Source organism: Nocardioides sp. (assembly GCF_051876515.1).
Taxonomy (GTDB): Bacteria; Actinomycetota; Actinomycetes; order Propionibacteriales; family Nocardioidaceae; genus Nocardioides.
This window is the reverse complement of record NZ_JBJEHY010000129.1, coordinates 13,503-34,596: the sequence shown is the minus strand read 5'-3', so window position 1 is coordinate 34,596 and position 21,094 is coordinate 13,503. Positions and strand designations below refer to the sequence as shown.

Annotated in this window: 21 protein-coding genes and 1 riboswitch; of the genes, 12 read left to right on the top strand and 9 right to left on the bottom strand. The window is 73.4% G+C overall.

The annotated features are described in order from the left end of the window. The coding region (locus tag ACI379_RS09405; RefSeq protein ID WP_439791830.1) for an FAD-dependent oxidoreductase at positions 1-1,085 on the bottom strand (1,085 nt) is incomplete at its 3' end. A gap of 91 nt (positions 1,086-1,176) precedes the next feature. On the opposite strand from ACI379_RS09405, the gene ACI379_RS09400 reads away from it, so the two are divergent. Further along, positions 1,177-2,094, top strand: coding sequence for a LysR family transcriptional regulator (locus ACI379_RS09400; RefSeq protein ID WP_439791829.1), 918 nt, complete (start codon positions 1,177-1,179; stop codon positions 2,092-2,094). A gap of 7 nt (positions 2,095-2,101) precedes the next feature. Here the strand turns inward: ACI379_RS09400 and ACI379_RS09395 are convergent, their stop codons facing one another. Both ACI379_RS09395 and ACI379_RS09390 read right to left on the bottom strand, forming a co-directional pair. Beyond that, entirely contained in the window at positions 2,102-3,166 is a 1,065-nt protein-coding gene (locus ACI379_RS09395; RefSeq protein WP_439791828.1) for a M15 family metallopeptidase, read from the bottom strand. 212 nt (positions 3,167-3,378) lie between these two features. Continuing rightward, entirely contained in the window at positions 3,379-4,737 is a 1,359-nt protein-coding gene (locus tag ACI379_RS09390) for a sensor histidine kinase (RefSeq protein WP_439791827.1), read from the bottom strand. A gap of 191 nt (positions 4,738-4,928) precedes the next feature. On the opposite strand from ACI379_RS09390, the gene ACI379_RS09385 reads away from it, so the two are divergent. Further along, a complete protein-coding gene (locus ACI379_RS09385) occupies positions 4,929-5,666 on the top strand; it encodes a PaaI family thioesterase (RefSeq protein WP_439791826.1) in 738 nt (245 codons plus the stop codon). Positions 5,667-5,675: 9 nt separating this feature from the next. Here the strand turns inward: ACI379_RS09385 and ACI379_RS09380 are convergent, their stop codons facing one another. Then, on the bottom strand, positions 5,676-7,304 hold the full coding sequence (locus ACI379_RS09380; RefSeq protein ID WP_439791825.1) for an AMP-binding protein: 1,629 nt from the start codon (positions 7,302-7,304) through the stop codon (positions 5,676-5,678). Between the two features lie 68 nt (positions 7,305-7,372). Beyond that, a complete protein-coding gene (locus tag ACI379_RS09375; protein WP_439791824.1) occupies positions 7,373-8,017 on the bottom strand; it encodes a TetR/AcrR family transcriptional regulator C-terminal domain-containing protein in 645 nt (214 codons plus the stop codon). A gap of 86 nt (positions 8,018-8,103) precedes the next feature. On the opposite strand from ACI379_RS09375, the gene ACI379_RS09370 reads away from it, so the two are divergent. After that, positions 8,104-9,102 carry an NAD(P)-dependent alcohol dehydrogenase gene (locus tag ACI379_RS09370; RefSeq protein WP_439791823.1) on the top strand — a complete coding sequence of 333 codons (999 nt, stop codon included), beginning with the start codon at positions 8,104-8,106 and terminating at the stop codon, positions 9,100-9,102. Positions 9,103-9,108: 6 nt separating this feature from the next. On the opposite strand, the gene ACI379_RS09365 is transcribed toward ACI379_RS09370, so the two are convergent. After that, on the bottom strand, positions 9,109-9,714 hold the full coding sequence (locus ACI379_RS09365) for a TetR/AcrR family transcriptional regulator (protein ID WP_439791822.1): 606 nt from the start codon (positions 9,712-9,714) through the stop codon (positions 9,109-9,111). Positions 9,715-9,879: 165 nt separating this feature from the next. On the opposite strand from ACI379_RS09365, the gene ACI379_RS09360 reads away from it, so the two are divergent. From ACI379_RS09360 to ACI379_RS09350, 3 genes are read left to right on the top strand one after another with little or no spacing between them, the layout of a single operon-like run. Then, positions 9,880-11,682, top strand: coding sequence for an acyl-CoA dehydrogenase (locus tag ACI379_RS09360; protein ID WP_439791821.1), 1,803 nt, complete (start codon positions 9,880-9,882; stop codon positions 11,680-11,682). An 11-nt stretch (positions 11,683-11,693) separates the two neighbouring features. Continuing rightward, a complete protein-coding gene (locus ACI379_RS09355; RefSeq protein WP_439791820.1) occupies positions 11,694-12,479 on the top strand; it encodes a hypothetical protein in 786 nt (261 codons plus the stop codon). 9 nt (positions 12,480-12,488) lie between these two features. Then, positions 12,489-12,953, top strand: a complete 465-nt coding sequence (locus ACI379_RS09350) for a T6SS immunity protein Tdi1 domain-containing protein (protein ID WP_439791819.1) — start codon at positions 12,489-12,491, stop codon at positions 12,951-12,953. A 16-nt stretch (positions 12,954-12,969) separates the two neighbouring features. On the opposite strand, the gene ACI379_RS09345 is transcribed toward ACI379_RS09350, so the two are convergent. Continuing rightward, positions 12,970-13,980: a 5'-3' exonuclease gene (locus tag ACI379_RS09345; RefSeq protein WP_439791818.1), complete on the bottom strand. Its 1,011-nt coding sequence runs from the start codon at positions 13,978-13,980 to the stop codon at positions 12,970-12,972. Between the two features lie 91 nt (positions 13,981-14,071). Here ACI379_RS09345 and ACI379_RS09340 point away from each other — a divergent pair, with 91 nt between their 5' ends. From ACI379_RS09340 to ACI379_RS09320, 5 genes are all read left to right on the top strand, one after another. Next, positions 14,072-15,232: a sensor histidine kinase gene (locus ACI379_RS09340; protein WP_439791817.1), complete on the top strand. Its 1,161-nt coding sequence runs from the start codon at positions 14,072-14,074 to the stop codon at positions 15,230-15,232. After that, positions 15,229-15,945: a response regulator gene (locus tag ACI379_RS09335; RefSeq protein ID WP_439791816.1), complete on the top strand. Its 717-nt coding sequence runs from the start codon at positions 15,229-15,231 to the stop codon at positions 15,943-15,945. The genes ACI379_RS09340 and ACI379_RS09335 overlap by 4 nt, the downstream gene beginning before the upstream one ends. Before the next feature lie 108 nt (positions 15,946-16,053). Next, positions 16,054-16,824: an ABC transporter ATP-binding protein gene (locus ACI379_RS09330; RefSeq protein WP_439791815.1), complete on the top strand. Its 771-nt coding sequence runs from the start codon at positions 16,054-16,056 to the stop codon at positions 16,822-16,824. Then, positions 16,824-19,244 (top strand): ABC transporter permease, encoded by a 2,421-nt coding sequence (locus ACI379_RS09325; RefSeq protein WP_439791814.1) that lies wholly within the window; start codon positions 16,824-16,826, stop codon positions 19,242-19,244. The genes ACI379_RS09330 and ACI379_RS09325 overlap by 1 nt, the downstream gene beginning before the upstream one ends. 97 nt (positions 19,245-19,341) lie before the next feature. After that, a complete protein-coding gene (locus tag ACI379_RS09320; RefSeq protein ID WP_439791813.1) occupies positions 19,342-19,488 on the top strand; it encodes a hypothetical protein in 147 nt (48 codons plus the stop codon). A 27-nt stretch (positions 19,489-19,515) separates the two neighbouring features. Here the strand turns inward: ACI379_RS09320 and ACI379_RS09315 are convergent, their stop codons facing one another. Then, positions 19,516-19,830 (bottom strand): DMT family transporter, encoded by a 315-nt coding sequence (locus ACI379_RS09315; RefSeq protein WP_439791812.1) that lies wholly within the window; start codon positions 19,828-19,830, stop codon positions 19,516-19,518. 11 nt (positions 19,831-19,841) lie between these two features. Beyond that, a riboswitch (guanidine-III (ykkC-III) riboswitch) is annotated at positions 19,842-19,909 on the bottom strand. A gap of 108 nt (positions 19,910-20,017) precedes the next feature. Here ACI379_RS09315 and ACI379_RS09310 point away from each other — a divergent pair. Then, the gene (locus tag ACI379_RS09310; RefSeq protein WP_439791811.1) at positions 20,018-20,500 is read left to right on the top strand and encodes a MarR family winged helix-turn-helix transcriptional regulator; all 483 of its coding nucleotides are present in this window, start codon (positions 20,018-20,020) and stop codon (positions 20,498-20,500) included. A gap of 3 nt (positions 20,501-20,503) precedes the next feature. Here the strand turns inward: ACI379_RS09310 and ACI379_RS09305 are convergent, their stop codons facing one another. Continuing rightward, positions 20,504-21,061 (bottom strand): DUF305 domain-containing protein, encoded by a 558-nt coding sequence (locus tag ACI379_RS09305; protein WP_439791810.1) that lies wholly within the window; start codon positions 21,059-21,061, stop codon positions 20,504-20,506. Positions 21,062-21,094 lie beyond the last annotated feature (33 nt).

Here is a 21,094-nt window from a genome sequence, read left to right as displayed (position 1 = left end):
ACGGGGCCGCGCTTGATCCAGCCGGTGACGTACGTGCCCGGGATCGGCTGGCCACCCAGGTCGAGCACCCGGCCGCCGTCGTTGGGGATCACCGCGGCGCGCTCGTCGAACGGCAGGCCCAGCAGCGACTCCGAGCGGTACCCGACCGCGCGGTAGACCGACTGCACCGGCCACTCGGTGATCTCGCCGGTGCCGCGCACCGACCCGTCGCCCACCAGCTCGGTGCGCTCGGTACGCAGGCCGACGACGCTGCCGTCGGCGCCGAGCACCTCAACCGGGGCCTCGAGGAAGTGCAGGTGGATCCGGTGCGGCTTGCCCTCGGGCTCGCGGCCCACCCAGTTGGCCAGCGTGTCCAGCACCATCTTGGACTGCTTGTTGGCGGTGATGTGCTGCATCGAGTGGTCGTCGACCTCGAACCCCTCGGGGTGCACGACGACCTCGACGTTCGGCGAGTGGTTGAGCTCGCGCAGCTCGAGCGGGGAGAACTTCGCGTACGCCGGGCCGCGGCGGGCGAAGACGTGCACGTCGGTGATCCGCTTGGACGCGAGACCCGCGTGGACGTGCTCGGGGATGTCGGTGGTGAGCATCTCGTCGGCCGTCTTGGCGAGCACCCGGGCCACGTCGAGGGCCACGTTGCCGACGCCCACGACGGCGGCGTGGGTGCCCTCGCCGAACGACCAGTGCTGCGGGTCGTCGGGGTGCGCGTCGTACCAGGAGACGAAGTCGGCGGCGCCGTGCGAGCCGGCCAGCTCCTCGCCGGGGATGCCGAGGTCGCGGTCCGCCTTGGCGCCGGTCGCGATGACCACGGCGTCGTAGAAGTCGCGCAGTTCCTCGATCTTCACGTCGCCGCCGAGGTCGACGTTGCCCAGGAACCGCACCTGCGGGTGGTCCAGGACCCGGCCCAGCGCCTTGACGATCTCCTTGATCCGCGGGTGGTCCGGCGCGACGCCGTAGCGGACCAGCCCGTACGGGGCGGGCAGCCGCTCCAGCAGGTCGACGGAGACGTCGACGTCGGACTTGGTGAGCAGGTCAGCGGCGTAGATGCCGGCGGGGCCAGCGCCCACCACGGCGACACGAAGAGTCATGCTCCACAGTCTTCGCCGCGCCTCGGGGCCCCACAACGAGACCAGACTTGGGTTGTCACAAGGTAACCTTGTGACCGTGTTGGGTTCACGCGTGCCAGACCTGCGGGCCATGGAGCTGCTGCTCGTCGTCGCGCGCACCCGCAGTCTCGGGGCCGCGGCGGCCGAGCTCGGGATCAGCCAGCAGGCGGCGTCCTCGCGGCTGCGCACCATGGAGTCGCTGGTGGGGGAGTCGCTCGTGGTCCGCAGCCGTACGGGATCGGAGCTGACCGCCACCGGCGAGCTGCTGGCCCAGTGGGCGGCCCGCGTCGTCGAGGCCGCCGAGGAGATGGACGCCGGCATCGCGGCCCTGCGGGTCGACCGCCGCGCCCACCTGTCGATCGCGGCCAGCCTGACCATCGCCGAGCACCTGCTGCCCGGCTGGCTGGTCGGCCTGCGCGCCCACCAGCAGCAGCTCGGCCAGCCGCCGACCGAGATCACCATGACCGCCACCAACAGCGCCGCCGTCGTGGAGAAGGTGCGCGCCGGCGAGGTCGACCTCGGCTTCGTCGAGGGACCGGAGGCGCCCCGGGGCCTGCGCCGGCGCCGGGTCGGCACCGACGAGCTCGTCGTCGTGGTCGGCCCCACGCACCCGTGGGCCACCCGCTCGCGACGCCGCGTCTCGGCGGCCGTGCTCGCCAGCACGCCGCTGGTGGTGCGCGAGGTCGGCTCCGGCACCCGCACCGTGCTGGAGCGGGCCCTGTCGGCGTACGAGCGGCCCGCGCCGGCCCTCGAGCTGTCAAGCACCGCCGCCGTACGCGCCGCCGTCTCCGCCGGCGCCGGCCCTGCCGCCCTGGGCGCGCACGCCGTGCGCGACGACCTGAGCAGCGGGCGCCTGGTGGCGGTCGCCGTCAGCGACCTCGACCTGACCCGCGTGCTGCACGCGGTGTGGTCGGGCGGTCCGCACCCCGCGCAGGGGCCGGCCCGCGACCTGGTCGCCTGGGCGGCCGAGCGCGCCCGCGCCACCCGGTGAGGCCCGCTCAGCCGTCGAAGTGGTGCCCGTCGCTGACGCCGTACGTCCAGCGGAACCCGTGCCGGGCCATGATCCGGACCACCTTGTGCCGGGAGGAGCGCCACGCCACGCGGGGGTGCGAGCGGCCCACCCAGTAGGTGTGCGGGAGCCAGCCGTCGCGCGACAGGTACGGGTTCTCCAGCGGGTTGATGTCGATGGCGCGGCCGGTGGCGTGCGGGGACCGTACGCCGGGTCTCCCCACGACGTCGCGGCAGTTGAACGCGCTGGTGTTGTCGGCGGCCATGGAGGCGTAGTTGTCCGCCCCGCCCAGGCGCTCGGAGTAGCCGAAACGGTCCACCAGCACCATCGAGCGGATCGGCATCTCGGCGGCGTGCAGCGCCGTCAGGACGTCCGCCGTACGCCGGGCGACCGACGCGGCCACCACGACCTCACCGCGGTAGCGGTACCCGTCGAACCCGTAGTGGTTGACCCGGACCAGCCGCAGCTTCGAGCGGGCCAGGCAGCCGCGACGCCACGAGCGGCCCTTCATGGCCTTCCACACCTCGTCGGGGATCCGGCTCACCACCGCGTCGGCGCCCGCCTTGTCCGCCCGCGGCTGCGTCTTGGGGGAGCGCGGCTCGGGCGCGGCCGCGGGCAGGACGACCGGCTTGCCGGGCGGGAGGTTCTGCACCCGCGTGGACGCCGACGTGTGGCTGCGCCACCACTGCGCGTCGGCGGTCACGGTGCGGTAGTGAACCGTCCGGCGGGGACGCACCCGGAAGGAGACCTTCCCGCCGGCGTCCGCCGTGGCCCGGGCCGTGTCCTGCCAGGTCGTCGTACCCGCGACACGCGCCTGCAGCGTGACCCGCGCGCCCGCCGCCGGCACCGCGTCGACGGCGCTGCTCACGGTGACGCGTACGGTGACGCGCTGCCCGTCGACCAGGCTCGCCGGTGCCGTCAGCGGGGCCCGCAGGCCGTGGTCGGTGAAGGTGACCAGTGCGTTCGGTGAGGCCGCTGAGGGGTCCTGTGCATCGACCCACTGGTACGACGCCGCCTCCCCGGGAGCCGCCTGGACCCGGAGCGCGAGGGCCACCGACGCCGTCGGCGACGGCCGTCCCCACCACGGTGCTGCTGCCGTCCTGGACGCGGACCAGGCTAGCCTCCGCCGGCAGGGCGGCGGCCGACGAGGGTGCCGGGACGAGCGCCGCGCTCACGAGCAGGGTGAGCGTCGTCGCCGCGGTGGGGAACCTGGACATGCGGACTCCTGGTGCCGGCAGGGTGGGGGCACTGCCGTACGGGTCCAGCCTAGGACGGTTCGGCCGCCGCCGCGGGGAGTCGTACGCGCAGGCTCGTGGTGCCGGCCTCCGGGTCCGTGGAGGCCGTGATGGTGCCGCCGTGCTGGGCGACGATCTCCCGGGCGATCCCCAGACCGATGCCGTCCCCGTCCTCGGTGGAGGCCAGGGCGGCGGCCGAGCGGAAGCCCAGCTCGAAGATCTTCTCCGTCTCACCCGGCGTCAGCACCTGCCCGGTGTTGGTGACGGTGAGCTCGACCGCGTCCCCGTCGTGGCGCAGTCGTACGTCGAGGAGTCCGCCGTCGTGGTTGTACTTCACCGCGTTGGAGAGGAGGTTGTCGACGACCTGGCGGAGCCGGAAGGGGTCCCCGGCCACGGTGAGCGCGGGGGCGACCTGGACGGCCAGGCGCAGGCCTCGGCGCTCGCTCCGCCCGCGGAACTCCTCCACGGCGGCGGCGACGGTCGCGGTCAGGTCGGTCGTGCCGGACGTGCGGTCGCCCGGGTCGCGGGGGTCACGGGCCAGCAGCTCCTCGAACAGGTTGATGGCGCGCCGGGTGCCGGTGGCCGCCGTCTCCAGGTAGCTGCGGTGGCGCTCGTCGAGGGTGGGGTCCTCGCCGACGAGGTCGACGTGGCCCAGCACAGAGGTGAGCGGGTTGCGGATCTCGTGGGCCAGTGAGGAGACCTTGGTGGTCCAGTGGTTCGACAGCTCGATCTGCCCGGTGACGTCGAGGGCGGTCAGCACCCACGCCTGCTCGCCGTAGTCGCTCAGCGGCGCCTCCGTGCAGGTCAGCAGGAGCGCGGCGCGGCGGTTGCCGGGGTGGCCGATCCACACCATCAGGGCCTCGGTGCGGCCGAGGAGCAGGTCCCCGAAGACCTTCTCGTCGACCACGACGTCGTTCTCGAACTGGTACACCGGCCAGTCGTCTAGGTCGGTGAGCCCGAGTCGTTCCAGCAGGCGGTGGCCGGCCCGGTTGGCGTGGAACCGGTCGGCGAAGAACGTGACCACCGGGGTGTCGATGGTGTCGAGCAGCGGGAGCTCGGTGGGCTCCCCGAACGGCTGGTTCTCGTCGCGGGCGACCACCTCGTCGAATGCCGCCGCCGCGGCCGCGCGCTCGCGGGCCGCGGTCCGGTACCAGCGCAGCGCGGCGTACGCGGTGAGGCCGCTGACGGCCAAGGCCGCGACGAGGGCGACCCGTAGTGCGCCCGGGCCTCCGCCCGCGAGGGAGATCACCAGAGCCACGAGGACGAGAGCGACGGTCAGGCCGGTCAGTGCCAGCAGGTGGGCCGGGGGAGCGGCGGACGTCGGCTCGGCGGGGGCCTCGACGGCAGCCTGCGGGCAGGTGTCCGTGCGGACCTCCGAGTCCAGCGGCACTGAGGCGTCCTCCTGTCCTGCACGCTCCTGGTCCGGTCGGTGGTGCGTACGTCCCCCCGAGAGCCGCCGGCTTGTTGGATCGTACGGCTGTCAGGGTCTTTCCGCACGAGGACTTCGCACGCACCGGGTGGATCGTCCCGATGGCTGGAACCGCCCGGCTCGACGCCCCGGTGATCTCCTAGCGTCCGGACGTGGACACCGCACCCGCCGCCCGGACCGCCGACGCCGACACCGCAGCATCTCCCGTCGCGGTCCCGCGGCGCCAGCTCTCCGACATCCCGGCCGAGACGCTCGAGGCGCACACCGCGCTGGTGCACCAGCTGCGCGAGCTCAACCAGGCGGTCGGGCTCAGCACCGCCAGTCCTGAGGTGCTGGCGGAGGCCATGGCGACCGTGCGTCGGCTCACCGAGGAGCTCTCCGCCGACTCGAGCGGACGGCTGACCCGTACGGCGTTCGCCCAGCCGGGCGAGGAGGCCCGGCGCGGGCGAGGGATGACGATCAACGTGCTCAACCCGAGCATGCCCGAGGTGACCCTGGAGTTCGACGGGGACTTCGAGGCGGCGGATCGGGCCGGCGACCCCACCGGGCTCAGCGCCAGCGCGACCCTGCGGGCCAACTCGCTCCACGAGGGCCCCACCGACTCCCTGCACGGCGGCGTGAGCGCCCTGCTCATGGACTGCATGCTCGGCTTCCTCGTGCAGGTCTGGGGCGAGCCGGCCGTCACGGCCAACCTGCACACCCGGTACGTCGCGCGGGCCCCGTTGGACGCGGACCTGCGGCTGACCTCGCGCGTGCTGAGCCGCTCGGGCCGCAAGATCAAGGTCGAGGGGACCATCGAGCACGAGGGTCAGGTGTGCGTGGAGGCGTCCGGCCTCTTCGTCGTCATCGACCGGGCGTCGTTCCGCCCGCCGGGCCTCTCGGAGGCCTGAGCAGGCACGTCAGGCGGGGCGGTACTCCAGCGCGCTGCCCGACCGCACGTACAGGTCCGGTGACCCGTCAGCGCGCGTGCCGGGGACGGGACGCGGGTCCAGGGACCGCTTGACGACCTTGTTGGTGGGGGTGCGCGGCAGGTCGCCGACGATCCGCACCCAGCGCGGCGCCCACTTCGCGCCCAGGTCGGGTTGGGCGGCGAGGAACCGCGCGAACTCGTCTGGCTCGAACGTCACGTCGTCGCGCATCTCGGCCACCGCGTACACCTGGTCGCCGACCGCGTCGTCGGGGGCGGCGACGACGGCCACGGCGTCGAACGCGGCGAAGCGGCCCAGCAGGCGCTCGACCGGGGCGGCCGCGAGGTTCTCGCCGTCCACGCGCAGCCAGTCGGCCGTACGCCCGGCGAAGTACCAGAAGCCGGCCTCGTCGCGGTACGCCAGATCGCCGGACCAGCTCGCGCCGTCGCGCACCCGGGCGGCCTCGGCCTCGGGGTTGTTCCAGTACCCCTCGAACAGCTCACCGCCGTTGGTCTGCACGATCTCGCCGACCGCGTCCTCGGCGTTGAGCAGGACCCCGTCGTCGTCGAAGACCGCGCGGGGGCACTCGGTGAGGGTGTCGGGGTCCATGACGACGGTGCCCTCGCGGGCCGAGACGCCGAGCGAGCCGGGCGGGGTGTCGGGCGTCCGCACGATCTGGATCTCGCCCTCGCTCGAGCCGAACCCGTCGATCACCCGGCACCCGAAGCGGGCGGAGAACGCGGCGATGTCGCGCTCGGAGGCCTCGTTGCCGAACGCGATGCGCAGCGTGTTGTCGGCGTCGTCGGGCTGCTCGGGGGTGGCCAGGACGTAGTTGAGCGGCTTGCCGACGTAGTTGAAGAACGTGACGCCGTGGGCGCGCACGTCGGGCAGGAACTGCGAGGCGCTGAACCTGCGGCGCAGCACGATGGTGCCGCCGGTGGCCACGGCCGGCGCGATGCCGGCCATCAGGGCGTTGGAGTGGAACATCGGCATCACCACGTAGAACGTGTCGTCGCGGGTCAGGGCCCGACGCTCGACCTGCGTGGCGGCGATGCGCGCCATCCGGCCCTGGCTGCAGATGACGGCCTTGGGGGCCGAGGTCGTGCCGGAGGTGAACACCAGCGACAGGATCGCCTGCTCGGCCACGGTCGTCTGCTCTGCGGGCGCCGCGGCTCCCAGCGTGGCGGCGTACGCGGGGGAGTCGACGTCGACGACCGGGGGCAGCGGCGCGACGCCCTCCAGCAGGGGCGCCCGGGTGGCGTCGACGACCACGGCCGCGCACTCGGTGAAGGAGATGTCGTGGGCCAGGTCCGGGCCGCGGCGGGTCGGGTTGATGCCGACGTACGTCACGCCGCTCAGCGCGCAGCCCAGCCACCAGAAGAGGTGCTCGGCGGTGTTCTCCAGGAAGACGCCCAGGTGGTGGGGCGAGCCGTCTGGCCGGTCCGCCAGCAGAGCCTGCGCGACTCCGGCGCGACGCGCGGCCTCGGAGACGACCTCGCGCCAGGTCCAGGAGGTGCCCTCGAACCACAGGGCCACCGCGTCGTCGTCGCGACGCGCGGCGATCATGGCGGAGAAGGTGGCCGGGGGTACGGCCAGGGATGCGGTGTCAGCCTGCGGCATGGGCACATGCAACCAGCGGGCCGTCGGGTGGTGGGACGGGTTCCGGTCAGCGGACCGGCGCGACGACCTCAGGCCAGGGCGGCGATCCCGTCCAGCACCATCCCCAGACCGACCTCGAACGAGTCGCCGAAGGAGTACCCGGGACGCATCACGTGCTGGGTGGCGAACTCGGCCATCCTCGGCAGCGCCGACATGTCGATGCCCTCGATGAGGTCGCCCGGCGCCTCGGCGAGCTCGACCTGGTCGAGCATCGCCTCCTGCAGAGCGAAGCCGTAGACGAACGCGTCCACCACCGCGTACGCGTGGGCGGTGGCGGCCAGGGAGAAGCCGCTGGTGCGCAGGAGGTCGAGGGCCGCCTCGTGGTTGGCCAGGGTGGCCGGGCCGGGGTTCTTGCGCGCCTCCATCAGGGTCAACGCCCACGGGTGCCGGTTCAGGGCCGCGCGCAGGGAGGCGGCACGCGCCCCCAGCTCCTGGCGCCACTCGGCGTCGGCGCGGCAGACCCGCACCTGGGAGAAGACGTGGTCGACCAGCGCGTCGAGGAGCGCCTCCTTGTTGCGCACGTGGTGGTAGATCGCCATCGGCTTCACCGCCAGCGCGGTGGCCAGGGCGCGGATGGTCAGCGAGGGCAGCCCGTCGGTGTCGGCCAGCGCCACGGCTGCCGCGACCACGCGGTCGCGGCTCAGCGTGTTGCGGGGAGCGCGATCACTGGACACGGGGACACCCTATCCGTACCGTACTTTGTACGGTAACGAGTGGCGCACGGTGCGTCGGACGAACGGGGGCGGCAGTGGCGGAGCGGATGAGGGCAGTGGTGCAGCGGGGGTACGGCTCCTCGCAGGTGTGGTCGCTCGACGACGTCGAGGTGCCGGTGCCGGGGCGTGGCGAGGTGCTGGTCGAGGTGGCCGCGGCCGCCGTCGACCGGGGGACCTGGCACCTCATGCACGGGCTGCCCGCCATGGTGCGCCCCGTGATCGGGTGGCGCACGCCGCGCCAGCCGGTCCCCGGCCTCGACGTGGCCGGCACGGTCACGGCCGTGGGCGAGGGTGTCACCGAGCTCGCCGTCGGCGACGAGGTCTTCGGCATGGCCCGCGGGTCGCTCGCCCCGTACGCGGTCGCGAAGGTCGCCAAGCTCGCGCCGCGACCCGCGGGCGCGCCGTGGGCCGAGGCGGCAGCGCTCGGCGTCTCGGGCCTGACCGCCTGGCAGGCGCTGGAGGCGGCGCAGGTCGGTGGAGGTGGCCGGCTGCTGGTGGTGGGCGCGTCCGGGGGCGTGGGACACCTGGCCGTGCAGCTCGCGGTGGCGCGCGGGCTCGAGGTGGTCGCCGTGTGCAGCCGCGCCAAGGCGGAGTCGGTGCGCGGCTGGGGTGCCACCCGGGTCCTGGCCCACGACGCCGCGGACGACCCCCACGCCTGGGTGGCCGAGGCGGGGACAGGTTTCGACGCGCTCCTCGACGTCGCGGGCGGCCTCCCGCTGGCGACGCAGCGGCGTCTGGTCACCGAGCGCGGCACGATGGTCTTCGTCGGCACCGAGACGGACCAGCGGATCACCGGCGGCTTCGGCGCCCCGGTACGCCGCTCGCTGCGGATGGCCCTGGCCCGGCAGCGCTACGTCATGCTCGTCTCGGCCGAGCGCGGCGAGGACCTGCGCCGGCTCGCCGAGGCGTACGAGGCCGGACAGGTGCGCCCGCACCTGCACGCCGTCCTGCCGCTGGAGCAGGCCCGGACGGCGATCGACCTGCTCGAGTCCGGCCGGGTGACCGGCAAGGTGGCCGTGTCGGTCGCGGCCGACGTCTCCGGCTGAGGCGGATCAGGCGCCCCGGTGGCCCACGATCCGCAGCGCGAACCCGGCGTACTGCTCGGCGACCTGCTCGGCGTCCCACGCCCGCCCGGGGGTGAACCAGCGGGAGACGTCGATCCCCAGTGAGAGCAGGGCCGTCGCGCAGAGGCGGGCGTCGGCGACGTCGAACTCGCCGGCCTCCGCGCCGGCCTCGACCAGGGCCGTCACGTCCGCCTCGATCCGGCGGCGCACGGCGACGATCTCGCGGTGGTGCTCCGGCGAGAGGGCGCGGAGCTCGAAGTTGACCACGCGCGCCGCGTCACCCGCCTCGGCGTGGTGGCGCACGAAGTTGTGCACGAGTCGACCCAGCCGCTCGGCGTGGGTGCCGGGACCCTGCACGGCCGCGGTGACCAGGTCGGCGATGAGCGCGTGGCCGTGGGAGGAGATCGCGTGGAGCAGCTCCTCCTTGGTGCGGTGGTGGATGTACAGCGCGGCGGGGCTCATCCCGGCGGCCGCGGCGATGTCGCGGGTGCTGGTGGCGTGGAACCCCTTGGCGCCGAACGCGGCCACTCCTGCGGCCATCAGGCGCGCGCGGGTCGCCCCGGTGCGCTCGGGCGAGGGCGGGCGGGGTGCCATCCGGGCCTCCTGGGGTCGACGTGGGTGCTGGCGGGGGTGCTGGCGGGGTGGTGACGTGCGTGCGAGGCGTGCCACGTTGACGCGGCGACCGGCCTCGGCTTCACTGTACTAAGCAAGCGCTTAGCGAATCCAGTCGCGCCGCGCCGACCGCAAGGAGACCACACGATGACTGCCGCCTCGCGCCTCGTGCCGCGCGACGACCTCGCCTTCCTCCTGCACGACTGGCTCCACGTCGAGGCGCTCACCGCGCGGCCCCGCTACGCCGACCACTCGCGCGAGACCTTCGACGCCGTCCTCGACCTGGCCACCACCATCGCCGCGGAGCGGTTCGCACCGATCAACCGCACCCTCGACACCCACGAGCCGTACGTCGGCGACGACGGTGCCGTGGTGCACCCCGACGGACTCGCCGAGGCCCTGGCCGCGTACGCCGACGCCGGCATGCCGGCCGCGACCTTCGACGAGCAGTACGGCGGCATGCAGCTGCCGTTCACCGTCGCCCAAGCGGCGGCCGCGCAGTTCTCCGCCGCCAGCATCGGCGCGGTCGCGTACCCGACCCTCGCCCTCGGCGTCGCCAACCTCCTCGTCGCGCACGGCACGCCGGAGCAGGTCGCGACGTACGCGCAGCCGATCATCGACGGCCGCTGGTACGGCACCATGTGCCTCTCCGAACCTCAGGCCGGTTCGTCGCTGGGCGACATCACCACGCGCGGCGAGGTGCAGCCCGACGGCACCTACCGCGTCTTCGGGACCAAGATGTGGATCTCCGGCGGCGACCAGTCGCTGACCGACAACATCGTCCACCTCGTCCTCGCGCGCACCGCCGGCGCCGCGGCCGGGGTCAAGGGGATCTCGCTCTTCGTGGTGCCCAAGGTGCTCGTCGGCCCCGACGGGTCGCCCGGCGAGCGCAACGACGTCGCGCTGGTCGGGCTCAACCACAAGATGGGCTACCGCGGCACCACCAACACCCTGCTCAACTTCGGCGAGGGTGCGCACACGCCCGGCGGCACTGCGGGCGCGGTCGGCTTCCTCGTCGGCGAGGAGGGGCGCGGGCTGAGCTACATGTTCCACATGATGAACGAGGCGCGGGTCTCGGTCGGGCTGGGCGCCGTGGCCCTCGGCTACACCGGCTACCGCCACGCCCTCGAGTACGCCCGCACCCGCACGCAGGGACGGCCGGTGGACGCCAAGGACCCGTCCGCGCCGATGGTGCCGCTCGTCGAGCACGCCGACGTGCGCCGGATGCTGCTGGCCCAGAAGTCGTACGTCGAGGGTGGTCTCGCGCTCAGCCTGTACTGCGCGCGCCTGGTCGACGACTCCCTCACGGATCCCGACGAGGCCGAGCGGCGCCGCGCCCACGAGCTGCTCGAGATGCTGACGCCGATCGCCAAGTCGTGGCCCTCGCAGTGGTGCCTGGCCGCCAACGACCTGGCCATCCAGGTCCACGGCGGGTACGGCTACACGCGCGACTACGCCGTCGAGCAGTTCTACCGCGACAACCGGCTCAACCCGATCCACGAGGGGACCCACGGCATCCAGGGGCTCGACCTGCTGGGCCGCAAGGTCGTCGCCGGTGGCGGCGCCGGGCTGGCGCTGCTGGCCGAGACGATCCTCGCCACCACCGCCCGCGGGCGCGAGGCCGGCGGCGACGCGGAGGCGTACGCGGTGAGCCTGGAGAAGGCGCTGGGCCGTCTCGTCGAGGTCACCGGGATCCTGTGGGAGGGGCTCGACCCGGCGCTCGCACTGGCCAACGCCAGCATCTACCTGGAGGCGGCCGGCCACGTGGTAGTCGCGTGGATCTGGCTCGAGCAGCTGCTCGCCGTCAGCGGGGACTCCGGCTTCGCCCGCGGCAAGCGGGCGGCGGCGCAGTACTTCTTCGCCTTCGAGCTGCCCAAGGTAGGCCCCCAGCTGGACCTGCTCGCCTCCCTGGACCGTACGACGCTGGACCTGGACCCCGACGACCTGTGATCGTGGGGGCCGTGAACCCACTCGGTCAGGATCGTGCCAGGCAGGTCGCGGTGACGGTGTCGCTGGTGGTCTGCATCGTCGGGTCGATGTACGGGGCGGGGGTCTTCGGGCCGCCAGCGGTGGAGGACGCCGCCGGAGGAGCGCTCGCCGCGGACGCCACGCTGCTCGCGCCCGGAGGGCCGGCGTTCACGATCTGGTCCCTGATCTACGCGGGCCTGGCCGTCTACACCGTGTGGCAGTGGTTCCCGACGCAGCGTGAGGCCGCCCGACACCGTCGGACCGGCTGGCTCGCGGCGGCCTCGATGCTCCTCAACTGCCTGTGGCTGCTGACGGTGCGCGGCGACCTGCTGTGGCTGAGCGTGGTCGTGATCCTCGCCCTGGTCGTGGTGCTCGGAATCGTCGTGGCCCGTCTGGCCGACGACGCCGCCGGGAGCACGGCGGACGCCTGGATCACCGACGGCACCTTCGGCCTGTACACGGGCTGGGTGAGCGTGGCGACGTGTGCCAACATCACCGCGGTCCTCGTCGACGCGGGGGTCGAGCCGGCTCGTACGGTCGCCGCCACGACGGCGGTGGCGGTTCTCGCGGTCGTCGCGGTGCTCGCGGTCGTGCTCGCCCGGCGCACCCGGGGCAACCTGGGCATCGGTGTGGCGATGGCGTGGGGGCTGGCCTGGATCGCGGCCGGGCGTCTCACCGACGCTCCCGACTCCACCGTGGTCGGGGTCGTCGCCCTGGTCGTCGCGCTGGTGGCCCTCGCAGTTCCGGCAAACGCCTCGCTGCGGGGCCGCGACACCTAGGCTGCGCGGGTGGACCTCATCCGTCAGTTCAGTGACGAGCAGTACGCCGCCGCGCTCGAGTCGTGGCAGTGGTGCGAACCGATCGCCAGCCTCACGCCGCGGATCACCAACGCGTTCGGCGACGTGTTCCTCAGCGACGACCGGGGGGCGTACTGGTTCCTCGACACCATGACCGGGGAGCTCTACCGCGGGTGGGACGACCTCGACGCGCTGCAGGCCGTGGTCGACTCCGCCGAGGGGGAGGACGAGCTGCTCATGGTCTCCGCGACGCAGGCGGCCACCGAGGCGGGCCTGTACCCGTACGGGGACCAGGTGCTCTCGTTCAAGGTGCCGCCCGTGCTCGGCGGCGAGATGGAGGCGGACAACCTCGAGGTCGCCGACTTCGTGATGGCCCTCAACGTGCTCGGCCAGATCCACGAGCAGGTGCGGCTGCTGCCGCCCGGCACCGTCGTCGGCGGCTTCGAGATCGGCTGAGGCTCACCCGTCAGCCTCACCCGTCCTGGGAGGCGGGACGCGCGGTCAGCACCCGTACGGCCAGGTCGGTGGTGGCCTGCACGTTGAGGTGGCCCACGACCCGGTTGACCCGGTCGATCGCCAGCGGCAGCAGGCCCGGCGTCCCCGGGACCTCGGGCGTGATCGGCAGGTCGAGGTCGTCGCGACCCGACATCACCCGCACGTTGAACTCGTAGCGCTCCCGCGCACCCGGTGCACTCAGCCGCTTGAGGAGCGTGGCGCCGACCTTCCGGTTGCCCGTCTCGGCCGCCCAGTCGTCGAGCGTGGCCACGAGGTGCCTGCCCTCGCAGTGCTCGATGTCGGCCCACACCGCCTGCATCGAACCCATCGCGGCGAGCAGGACCGGAGCCGTCTTCTCACCGACCCCCGGCACGCCGGGCAAGTTGTCGCTGGCGTCGCCGCGCAGTGCGGCGAACTCCAGGTAGTTCTCCGCCGCCACCCCGTACATGGCGTGCAGCCGCGCCGGGTTGAGCAGCGGGGAGTTGTGGATCCCGCCGTCGATGAGGCGCAGGACCTGCGTGTGCTCGCTGATGTGGGCGAAGGAGTCGCGGTCGGAGGTGATGATCACGCAGTCCCACCCGTTGCGGGTGGCCCACGTGGCCGCCGACGCGTTCACGTCGTCCGCCTCCAACCCCGGCGGGGTCAGGGTGGCCAGGCCGAGCGCGTCCAGCAGGGAACCCGCCCGGTCCAGCTGCTCCACCAGCTCGGGGTCCTTGGGCGGCCGCCCGCCCTTGTAGTCGGGGTAGAAGTCGGAGCGCACCGAGGCCGTCCGGTCGTCCAGGCCGAAGATCACCGCGTCCGGCGCGAACGAGTCGATCGACTCGATGATCTGGCGCAGCATCCCGTGCAGGGCCCACGCGGGACGGTGCGAGCGGTCCATCAGCCTTGTGTGGGCCCGCGCGTGGTGGTTGCGGTGCAGCAGCGAGGGCGCGTCCACGGCCAGCAGGAGCTTGCGCTCGCGGGCGTCGGTGGGCAGGGGGACAGGCATGGCCCCGCCATCGTACGGAGCCGCCACGGCGGGGCACAGATCGTCCCGCAGGAGGACGTCCGGTGGCATCCGGCGACCTACGATCGGGCCCGTGAGTTCCACGATGCCCTGGACGATGGGTCCCCGGTTGAGCCGCTGGTTCGACCGCGCCCTCGTGGTGCTCCTGGCCGGGCTGAGCGTCCTGGGGTACGGCGTCGCCGGCGACCACCTCCTCGCGCTGCTCTGCCTGCTGCAGATCGCCCCCCTGTGGTGGCGCCGCACGCATCCCACCTGGGTCTTCGTCGCGGTCGCGGCGGCCAGCGCCCTGCAGGTGCCGCTGACCGACCAGCCGATCGTCGGGCAGATCGCCTTCCCGATCGCCGCGTACTCCGTGTCGCGGTGGGGCAGCCGCACCGCCGCGTGGAGCGCGCTCGGTGTCACCTTCTGCGCGGCGCTCGTCGCGGCCTACGACTGGACGGCCGCCTACACGCCGGCCGGCCAGCTCGACCCGAGCGCCCTGGTCGCACCGACGCTGAGCAGTGCCGGGATCGCGGCCACCGCGTGGGCGTTCGGCCTCGCCGGCAGCCAGCGCGACCGCTTCGTCGCCTCGCTCGTCGACCGGGCCGACCAGGCCCAGCGGATGGCGGAGCGCGACGTCGCGCTGGCCGCCCAGGACGAGCGTGCCCGGATCGCCCGCGAGATGCACGACGTGGTCGCCCACGGACTGTCGGTCATCGTGGTGCAGGCCGACGGCGCCCGGTACGCCGCGGCCAAGGACCCTCAGGTGGCCGTGGACACCCTGGAGACGGTCGCGGCCACCGGTCGGGACTCCCTCGCGGAGATGCGTCGGTTGCTGGGCCTGCTGCGCACGGGCGACTCCGGCGTGCTGCCGCAGCCCGTGCTGGCCGACATCGAGCACCTCCTCGACGAGGCGCGCGCGGGCGGGACCCTCGTCGAGGCCGACCTGCCCGCGGAGTGGCCCGAGGTCCCCGGCGGCGTCGGTCTGGCCGCGTACCGGGTGGTGCAGGAGGCGTTGACGAACGTGCGCAAGCACGCCGGCCCCGGGGCACGCGTGCAGGTGCTGGTCCGCACCGGACCCGCGGGGGTACGCCTGGAGGTGCGCGACGACGGACGTGGCGCCGCCGCGGGCAGCGACGGGCACGGGCTCGGGCTGCGCGGCATGCGGGAGCGCGTCGACGTGCACGGTGGCACCCTCGAGGCAGGTCCGGCACCCGGCGGCGGCTGGCTCGTCAGTGCGAGAATCCCGCTGTGAACCACGAGGCAGCTGCGGAACCGCGCGAGACGGACCACGACGGGCCGATCAGGGTGTTCCTGGTCGACGACCAGCAGATGGTCCGCGCCGGGTTCACCATGCTGGTGGACTCCCAGGACGACATGGTCGTCGTGGGGGAGGCCGGCAACGGGGGAGAGGCCCTCGAACGCCTCGCCGTCACCCGCGCCGACGTGGTCCTCATGGACGTCCGCATGCCGCGGATGGACGGCGTGGAGGCGACGCGGCGGCTGCTGGAGCAGCCCTCGGCGCCGCGGGTCATCGTGCTCACCACCTTCGACCTCGACGAGTACGCCTTCGCGGCGATCCGGGCCGGTGCGTCGGCGTTCCTGCTCAAGGACGCCACCCCGCCGGAGCTGCTGGGCGCGATCCGGTCCGTCAACGCCGGCGACGCCGTCGTCGCCCCCAGCACCACCAAGCGGTTGCTGGACCACTTCGCGGCCCTGCCCGACCCCACGGTTCCGGCGCCGACACCCGGCGCCGGCGACGACCGCCTGGCCGGCCTCACCGAACGCGAGACCGAGGTGCTGCGGCTGATCGCCGCCGGCCGCTCCAACACCGAGATCGCCGCCGACCTCGTGGTCGCCGAGACGACCGTCAAGACCCACGTCGGGCGGCTGCTCGCCAAGACCGGGGTCCGCGACCGGGTGCAGCTGGTGGTGCTGGCCTACGAGACCGGGCTCGTGCGCCCCTGACGGGTCCTCCCGGGGGAGGACGCACGGCCGTCCGTACGACCACGGGAGGACCCGAGGTTCGGTCCCGGGGCCGACGCCCGGGTGCCTCGTGACGAGAAGCATGGAGGCATGACCTCAGCAGCCACGTACTCGACCACGTCCCAGACCGGCACCGGCCGTCCCGCCGCCAGCGCCCGGGACCTCACCAAGACCTACGGCAGTGGCCCCGGCGCGGTGCACGCCCTGCGCGGGGTCGACCTCGACGTGGCGGCGGGCCGTTTCACCGCGATCATGGGGCCCTCCGGCTCCGGCAAGTCGACCCTGATGCACTGCCTCGCCGGTCTGGACGTCCCCACCTCCGGTGAGGTCGTCGTCGCCGGCACCACGCTGAGGGGCATGGACGACACCGCGCTGACGCTCTTCCGGCGCGAGCACATCGGCTTCGTGTTCCAGGCGTTCAACCTGCTGCCGATGCTCACCGCCGGTCAGAACATCCTGCTCCCGCTCGAGCTGGCCGGCCGCGAGGTCGACCGCGCCCACTACGACGCCGTGGTGGGGGTCCTCGGGCTGGCCGACCGCCTCGGCCACCTGCCCGGCGAGCTCTCCGGCGGGCAGCAGCAGCGCGTCGCGATCGCCCGCGCCCTCGTCGCCCGTCCCGACATCGTCTTCGCCGACGAGCCGACCGGCAACCTCGACTCCGAGGCCAGCGCGGAGGTGCTCAGCCACCTGCGCCGCAGCGTCCGCGAGCAGGGCATGACGGTCGTCATGGTGACCCACGAGCTCGAGGCCGCCTCGTACGCCGACGACGTCGTCGTCATCCGTGACGGCTCGGTGGCCGCCCACCTGGTCGACCCCAGCCAGGACGAGCTCGTCGCCGCGCTGCGCAGCAAGGTCGCCTGATGCGCACCGTGCTCCTCGCCTCGTTGCGGCACAACACCCGCAGGTACGTCGCCTCCGCCCTCGCCGTCGTCATCGGCGTCGCGTTCATCGTGGCCACCGACGGGCTCGCCGGTGCGCTGCGCAGCGGGATGACCGCCGACGTGGGCGCGCCGTACGAGCGTGCCTCCCACATCGTCGAGGCGGCCTCCGTGGAGGAGGCCGACTCCGTCCTGGCCGCCGCCGGCAAGCAGGGCGTCGACGCCAGCGCGGTCGCCCAGGGGTGGGTGGCCGCGCGCACGGGGTCAGGGTCGACCTTCGAGACGTACGTCGGCGTCGCCCCCGACCGGGCCGACCTCCAGTGGCAGACGCTCGTCGACGGCACCCAGCCGGCGCAGGCCGGGGACCTGCTGGTCACCGAGGCCGTGGCGGCCAAGCGCGACCTGTCGCTCGGGGACCCGCTCGTCGTGGGCACCGGCAAGGGGGCCGTGGAGGGCACGGTCGTGGGGATCACCACCAACCCGGTCAACGGCTCCGACGTGCAGCTCCTGTGGAGTGACCTGGCCCGCGTGGACGGGGTGTGGGTCTCCGGCGTCCTGTGGGACGGACCCGCCTCGAGCGCCGCGGACGTGCTCGGCGCCGACACCGTCGTACGGACCACCGCCGACCACGTCGCCGAGCTGCAGTCCCAGGTGACCCAGGGGGTCGACGTGATCGCCCTGCTCGTCCAGGTCTTCGCAGCCATCGCCCTGGGGGTGGCCATCCTGGTCATCACCAACACGTTCGCCATCCTGTTCGCGCAGCGTTCCCGCGACTTCGCGCTGCTGCGCTGCGTGGGTGTCACCAGCAAGCAGCTGCGGCGCTCGGTGCGCGTGGAGGCGCTGGTCCTCGGCGTGGTCGCGGCCCTGGTCGGCGTCGTCGCCGGCGTCGCCGCCGCGTACGGACTCACCGCGCTGGCCGGGCTGTGGACCGACGTCCTGGGGCTGCCGTCCTTCCAGCTGCTCTGGGTGCTCGGCGCCGCGGCGGTGGGCGTGGTCGTCACCCTGGCCGCCGCGTGGCTGCCCACGCGCAACGTCACCCGCATCTCGCCGCTCGCCGCGCTGCGGCCGGCGGGTGGCTTCGACGCGCGCAGCACGGCCGGGCGGCTGCGCCTGGCCACCGGTGCGGTGGCGGTGCTGCTGGGCGCGGGCGTCCTGGCCCTGGCGGTCAACCTCGACGAGGTGGCGACGTCGCTGGTCGTGATGTTCGCGGGCGGCGGGCTCGCCTTCGCCGGTGTCCTGCTCGTCGGTCCGTTCGTGGTGCCGGCCCTGGTCCGTGCGGCCGGCCGCCTGACGTCGCGCGCCGGGTCGCGCGGGACCGTCACGCGGCTGGCCACCTCCAACGCGGTGCGCAACCCGCGCCGTACGGCCACCACGACCGCCTCGCTGATGGTCGGTGTCACTCTCACCACCGCGGTGCTGACCGGACTCGGGACGATCTCCGGCGCGATGGCCGAGGAGACCGAGGAGCAGTACCCGCTCGACGCCGTGGCCGTGGCGACCTCCGGGGCGCTGCCGGACGGCGTCGGCGAGACGCTCGCCGGCAGCGACGCCGTCCAGGCCGTCGAGGTGCTCGACGGCGTGCGGGCCACCATCGGCGGCCAGGAGGTGCCGCTGGTGGCGGCGGGCAGCTCCGCGGTGCTCCGTGGGGGAGACCCCTTCGAGGGCGTCGACCTGGTGCTGCCGATCGAGACGTACGTCGGGCTCCCCGACAAGGCCGCGGAGCGGATCGACACCGACGGCACGGTCGACGTGCGCGTCGCCGGCGAGGTCCACACGCTGAGCGTGCGGCTGAGCGACGCGTACGGTCAGGCCGGCGTGGTCTCGGCGGCGACGCTCACCGCCCTGGGCGGCGACCCGCAGCCGACGGCCGTGTGGGTACGTGCTGCCGACGGCGCCGACGCCGGCGACCTCGAGACCGCGGTCAACGGTGCCACTGCCGGGGTGGAGGTCCTCATCGGCGGCGGCTACGCCGACCGGTCCTGGATCGACACCCAGATGGACGTCATCACCGCCGCCGTCGTGGGGCTGCTCGGCATCGCCGTGCTGATCGCCCTGATCGGCATCGCGAACACGCTGGGCCTGTCGGTCCTGGAGCGCACCCGGGAGAACGCGCTGCTGCGGGCGATGGGCCTCACCCGGACCCAGCTGCGCCGCACCCTCGCGGTCGAGGGCGTGCTGCTGGCGGGCGTGGCGACGCTCCTGGGCGTTGCGATCGGTCTGGCCTTCGCCTGGGTGGGGGTCCAGGTGATGCTCGCCGGGCTGGTCGAGGCGACCTTCTCGGTGCCGTGGGTGCAGCTGCTGGTGGTCGTGCTGGTCGCCGGGCTGAGCGGGGTCGTGGCGAGTGCACTGCCCAGCCGTCGCGCGGCCCGGGTGGCGCCGGCCTCGGGGCTCGCGCTGGACTGACCGGTCCACGACACCGCGCTACGGCGGTCCGACGCTGGTCGGGCCGCCGTACCGTCGTTATGCTTGGACACCTGTCCAACCGACTGAGGAGAACCCGATGAAGACCCGCCTGAACTGCCCCTGCGGCGAGTACATCACCGCCGAGGACGAGGACACCCTCGTCGAGAAGGTGCAGACCCACCTGGCCGCCGAGCACCCCGGTCGTGAGTACGACCGCGAGGCCATCCTGTTCATGGCCAGCTGAGGTCCGGCGGCCAGTCCGTCGCGGTACTCAGTGGGCGGCCTTGAGCCCGATCACGCAGCCGACGATCCCGAGGATCAGGGCGACCTTGACCCACGAGAAGGCCTCGTCGCCGGTCCACATCGAGTAGGCCACCGCGATGCTCGCGCCGATGCCGACCCAGACGGCGTACGACGTGCCGATCGGCAGCGTGCGCATCGCGTACGCAAGGCCGCCCATCGACACCGCCAGGGCGGCGAAGAAGACGATCGACGGGACGAGACGGGAGAACCCCTCGGAGCGACCGAGGGCGACGGCCCACACGGCCTCGAAGATCCCGGACACGATGAGAACGATCCACGCCATGACAACTCCTTGAAGCACCGTCTTGTCGCTGGCCGGGTACGGCACCCCTCGTCCGGAGAGCCCCGTGGTGGGTCTCTGGCTGCCATGGTGGCACGCATCGACCGGGCGGGCCAGCCGGGGAACATTCCCGCCGACGGGGGCGTTGCACCCACAGAGTTCAATCTTCAAACAACGGAAGTGGGCCGCGATGAGCACCGCCACGGACCTCGAGCAGGAGACCCGCTGGCTCGACGACAACGAGATGGCCGCCTGGCTCCCGCTGGTGCGGGTGGTCCAGGTGCTGCCGCACGCGCTGGACTCCCAGCTGCGCGAGGAGGTGGGCATCTCCCACGCGTACTACTCGATGCTCGCGCTCCTCTCCCAGGCCGAGGACCGCACCCTGTCGATGGGCGAGCTCGCGCGCTCCACCGGCACCACCCCGTCCCGCCTGAGCCACGCCGTGGACGTCCTCGTCGGCCGCGGCTGGGTCGAGCGGGTGCGCTGTGACGCCGACCGGCGCGTCCAGTACGCCGTGCTGACCGACACGGGTATGGAGGTCGTGCGCGAGGTGGCCCCGCGCCACGTCGCCCAGGTCCGCCGGCTCGTCTTCGACCGCCTCACGCCCGAGCAGGTGGACGTGCTGGCCGCCGTGTCGTCGTCCATCCTCGAGGCCCTCGACGAGTGCGGCTGATCCTCAGGCGGACTCGAGGAGCTCGACCAGCTCGGCGAGGTTGACCTTCATCTGCTCCGCCAGGGCGGTCGCGTCCTCGTCGGCGCCGTCGGCGACCTGCCGCTCGGCGAGGGTCAGCACCTTCTCGAGCTTCTCGGTCATCTCCGCGGCCCACTGACGCTCGTACGCCGGGTCGGCGGTCGGCCCGGGAGCAGGGTCCTCGGTCGGGTCGCCGTGCTCGGCGTTGGCGTGGTCGCGCGCGGTCTCGGGGACCTCCTCGCCCCAGTCGCCCAGGAACGTGACGAGCTGCTCGATCTCGGGGCCGCGGCCGTCGCGGACCTGCTCGGCCAGAGCGCGGGTGTCCGGTGACACCTCACGGGCCAGGGCCTCGTCGACGAGGACCATCGCGTCGGCGAGCAGCGGGACGGAGCCGCTGGCGAACTCCACGTCGACGGAGTTGTACGTGCTCCCGTCGAGCGCGGTGTGGGTGGCGACCGGCCCGCCGCCCTCCTCAGTGTCGGCGGAGCACGCGGTCACGGTCGTGCAGAGCAGCAGGAGAGCGGTGGCGGCGAGCAGGCGCACGGTCAGAGGTCCTTTCCCGGGGCCCGGCGGGCC

Coding starts and splice junctions, on each gene's coding strand:
- ACI379_RS09345 (WP_439791818.1), bottom strand. CDS start 13,980: ATGCCTGTCCCCCTGCCCACCGACGCCCGCGAGCGCAAGCTCCTGCTG.
- ACI379_RS09310 (WP_439791811.1), top strand. CDS start 20,018: ATGAGCACCGCCACGGACCTCGAGCAGGAGACCCGCTGGCTCGACGAC.
- ACI379_RS09315 (WP_439791812.1), bottom strand. CDS start 19,830: ATGGCGTGGATCGTTCTCATCGTGTCCGGGATCTTCGAGGCCGTGTGG.
- ACI379_RS09365 (WP_439791822.1), bottom strand. CDS start 9,714: ATGGCACCCCGCCCGCCCTCGCCCGAGCGCACCGGGGCGACCCGCGCG.
- ACI379_RS09370 (WP_439791823.1), top strand. CDS start 8,104: ATGAGGGCAGTGGTGCAGCGGGGGTACGGCTCCTCGCAGGTGTGGTCG.
- ACI379_RS09325 (WP_439791814.1), top strand. CDS start 16,824: ATGCGCACCGTGCTCCTCGCCTCGTTGCGGCACAACACCCGCAGGTAC.
- ACI379_RS09380 (WP_439791825.1), bottom strand. CDS start 7,304: ATGCCGCAGGCTGACACCGCATCCCTGGCCGTACCCCCGGCCACCTTC.
- ACI379_RS09330 (WP_439791815.1), top strand. CDS start 16,054: ATGACCTCAGCAGCCACGTACTCGACCACGTCCCAGACCGGCACCGGC.
- ACI379_RS09320 (WP_439791813.1), top strand. CDS start 19,342: ATGAAGACCCGCCTGAACTGCCCCTGCGGCGAGTACATCACCGCCGAG.
- ACI379_RS09360 (WP_439791821.1), top strand. CDS start 9,880: ATGACTGCCGCCTCGCGCCTCGTGCCGCGCGACGACCTCGCCTTCCTC.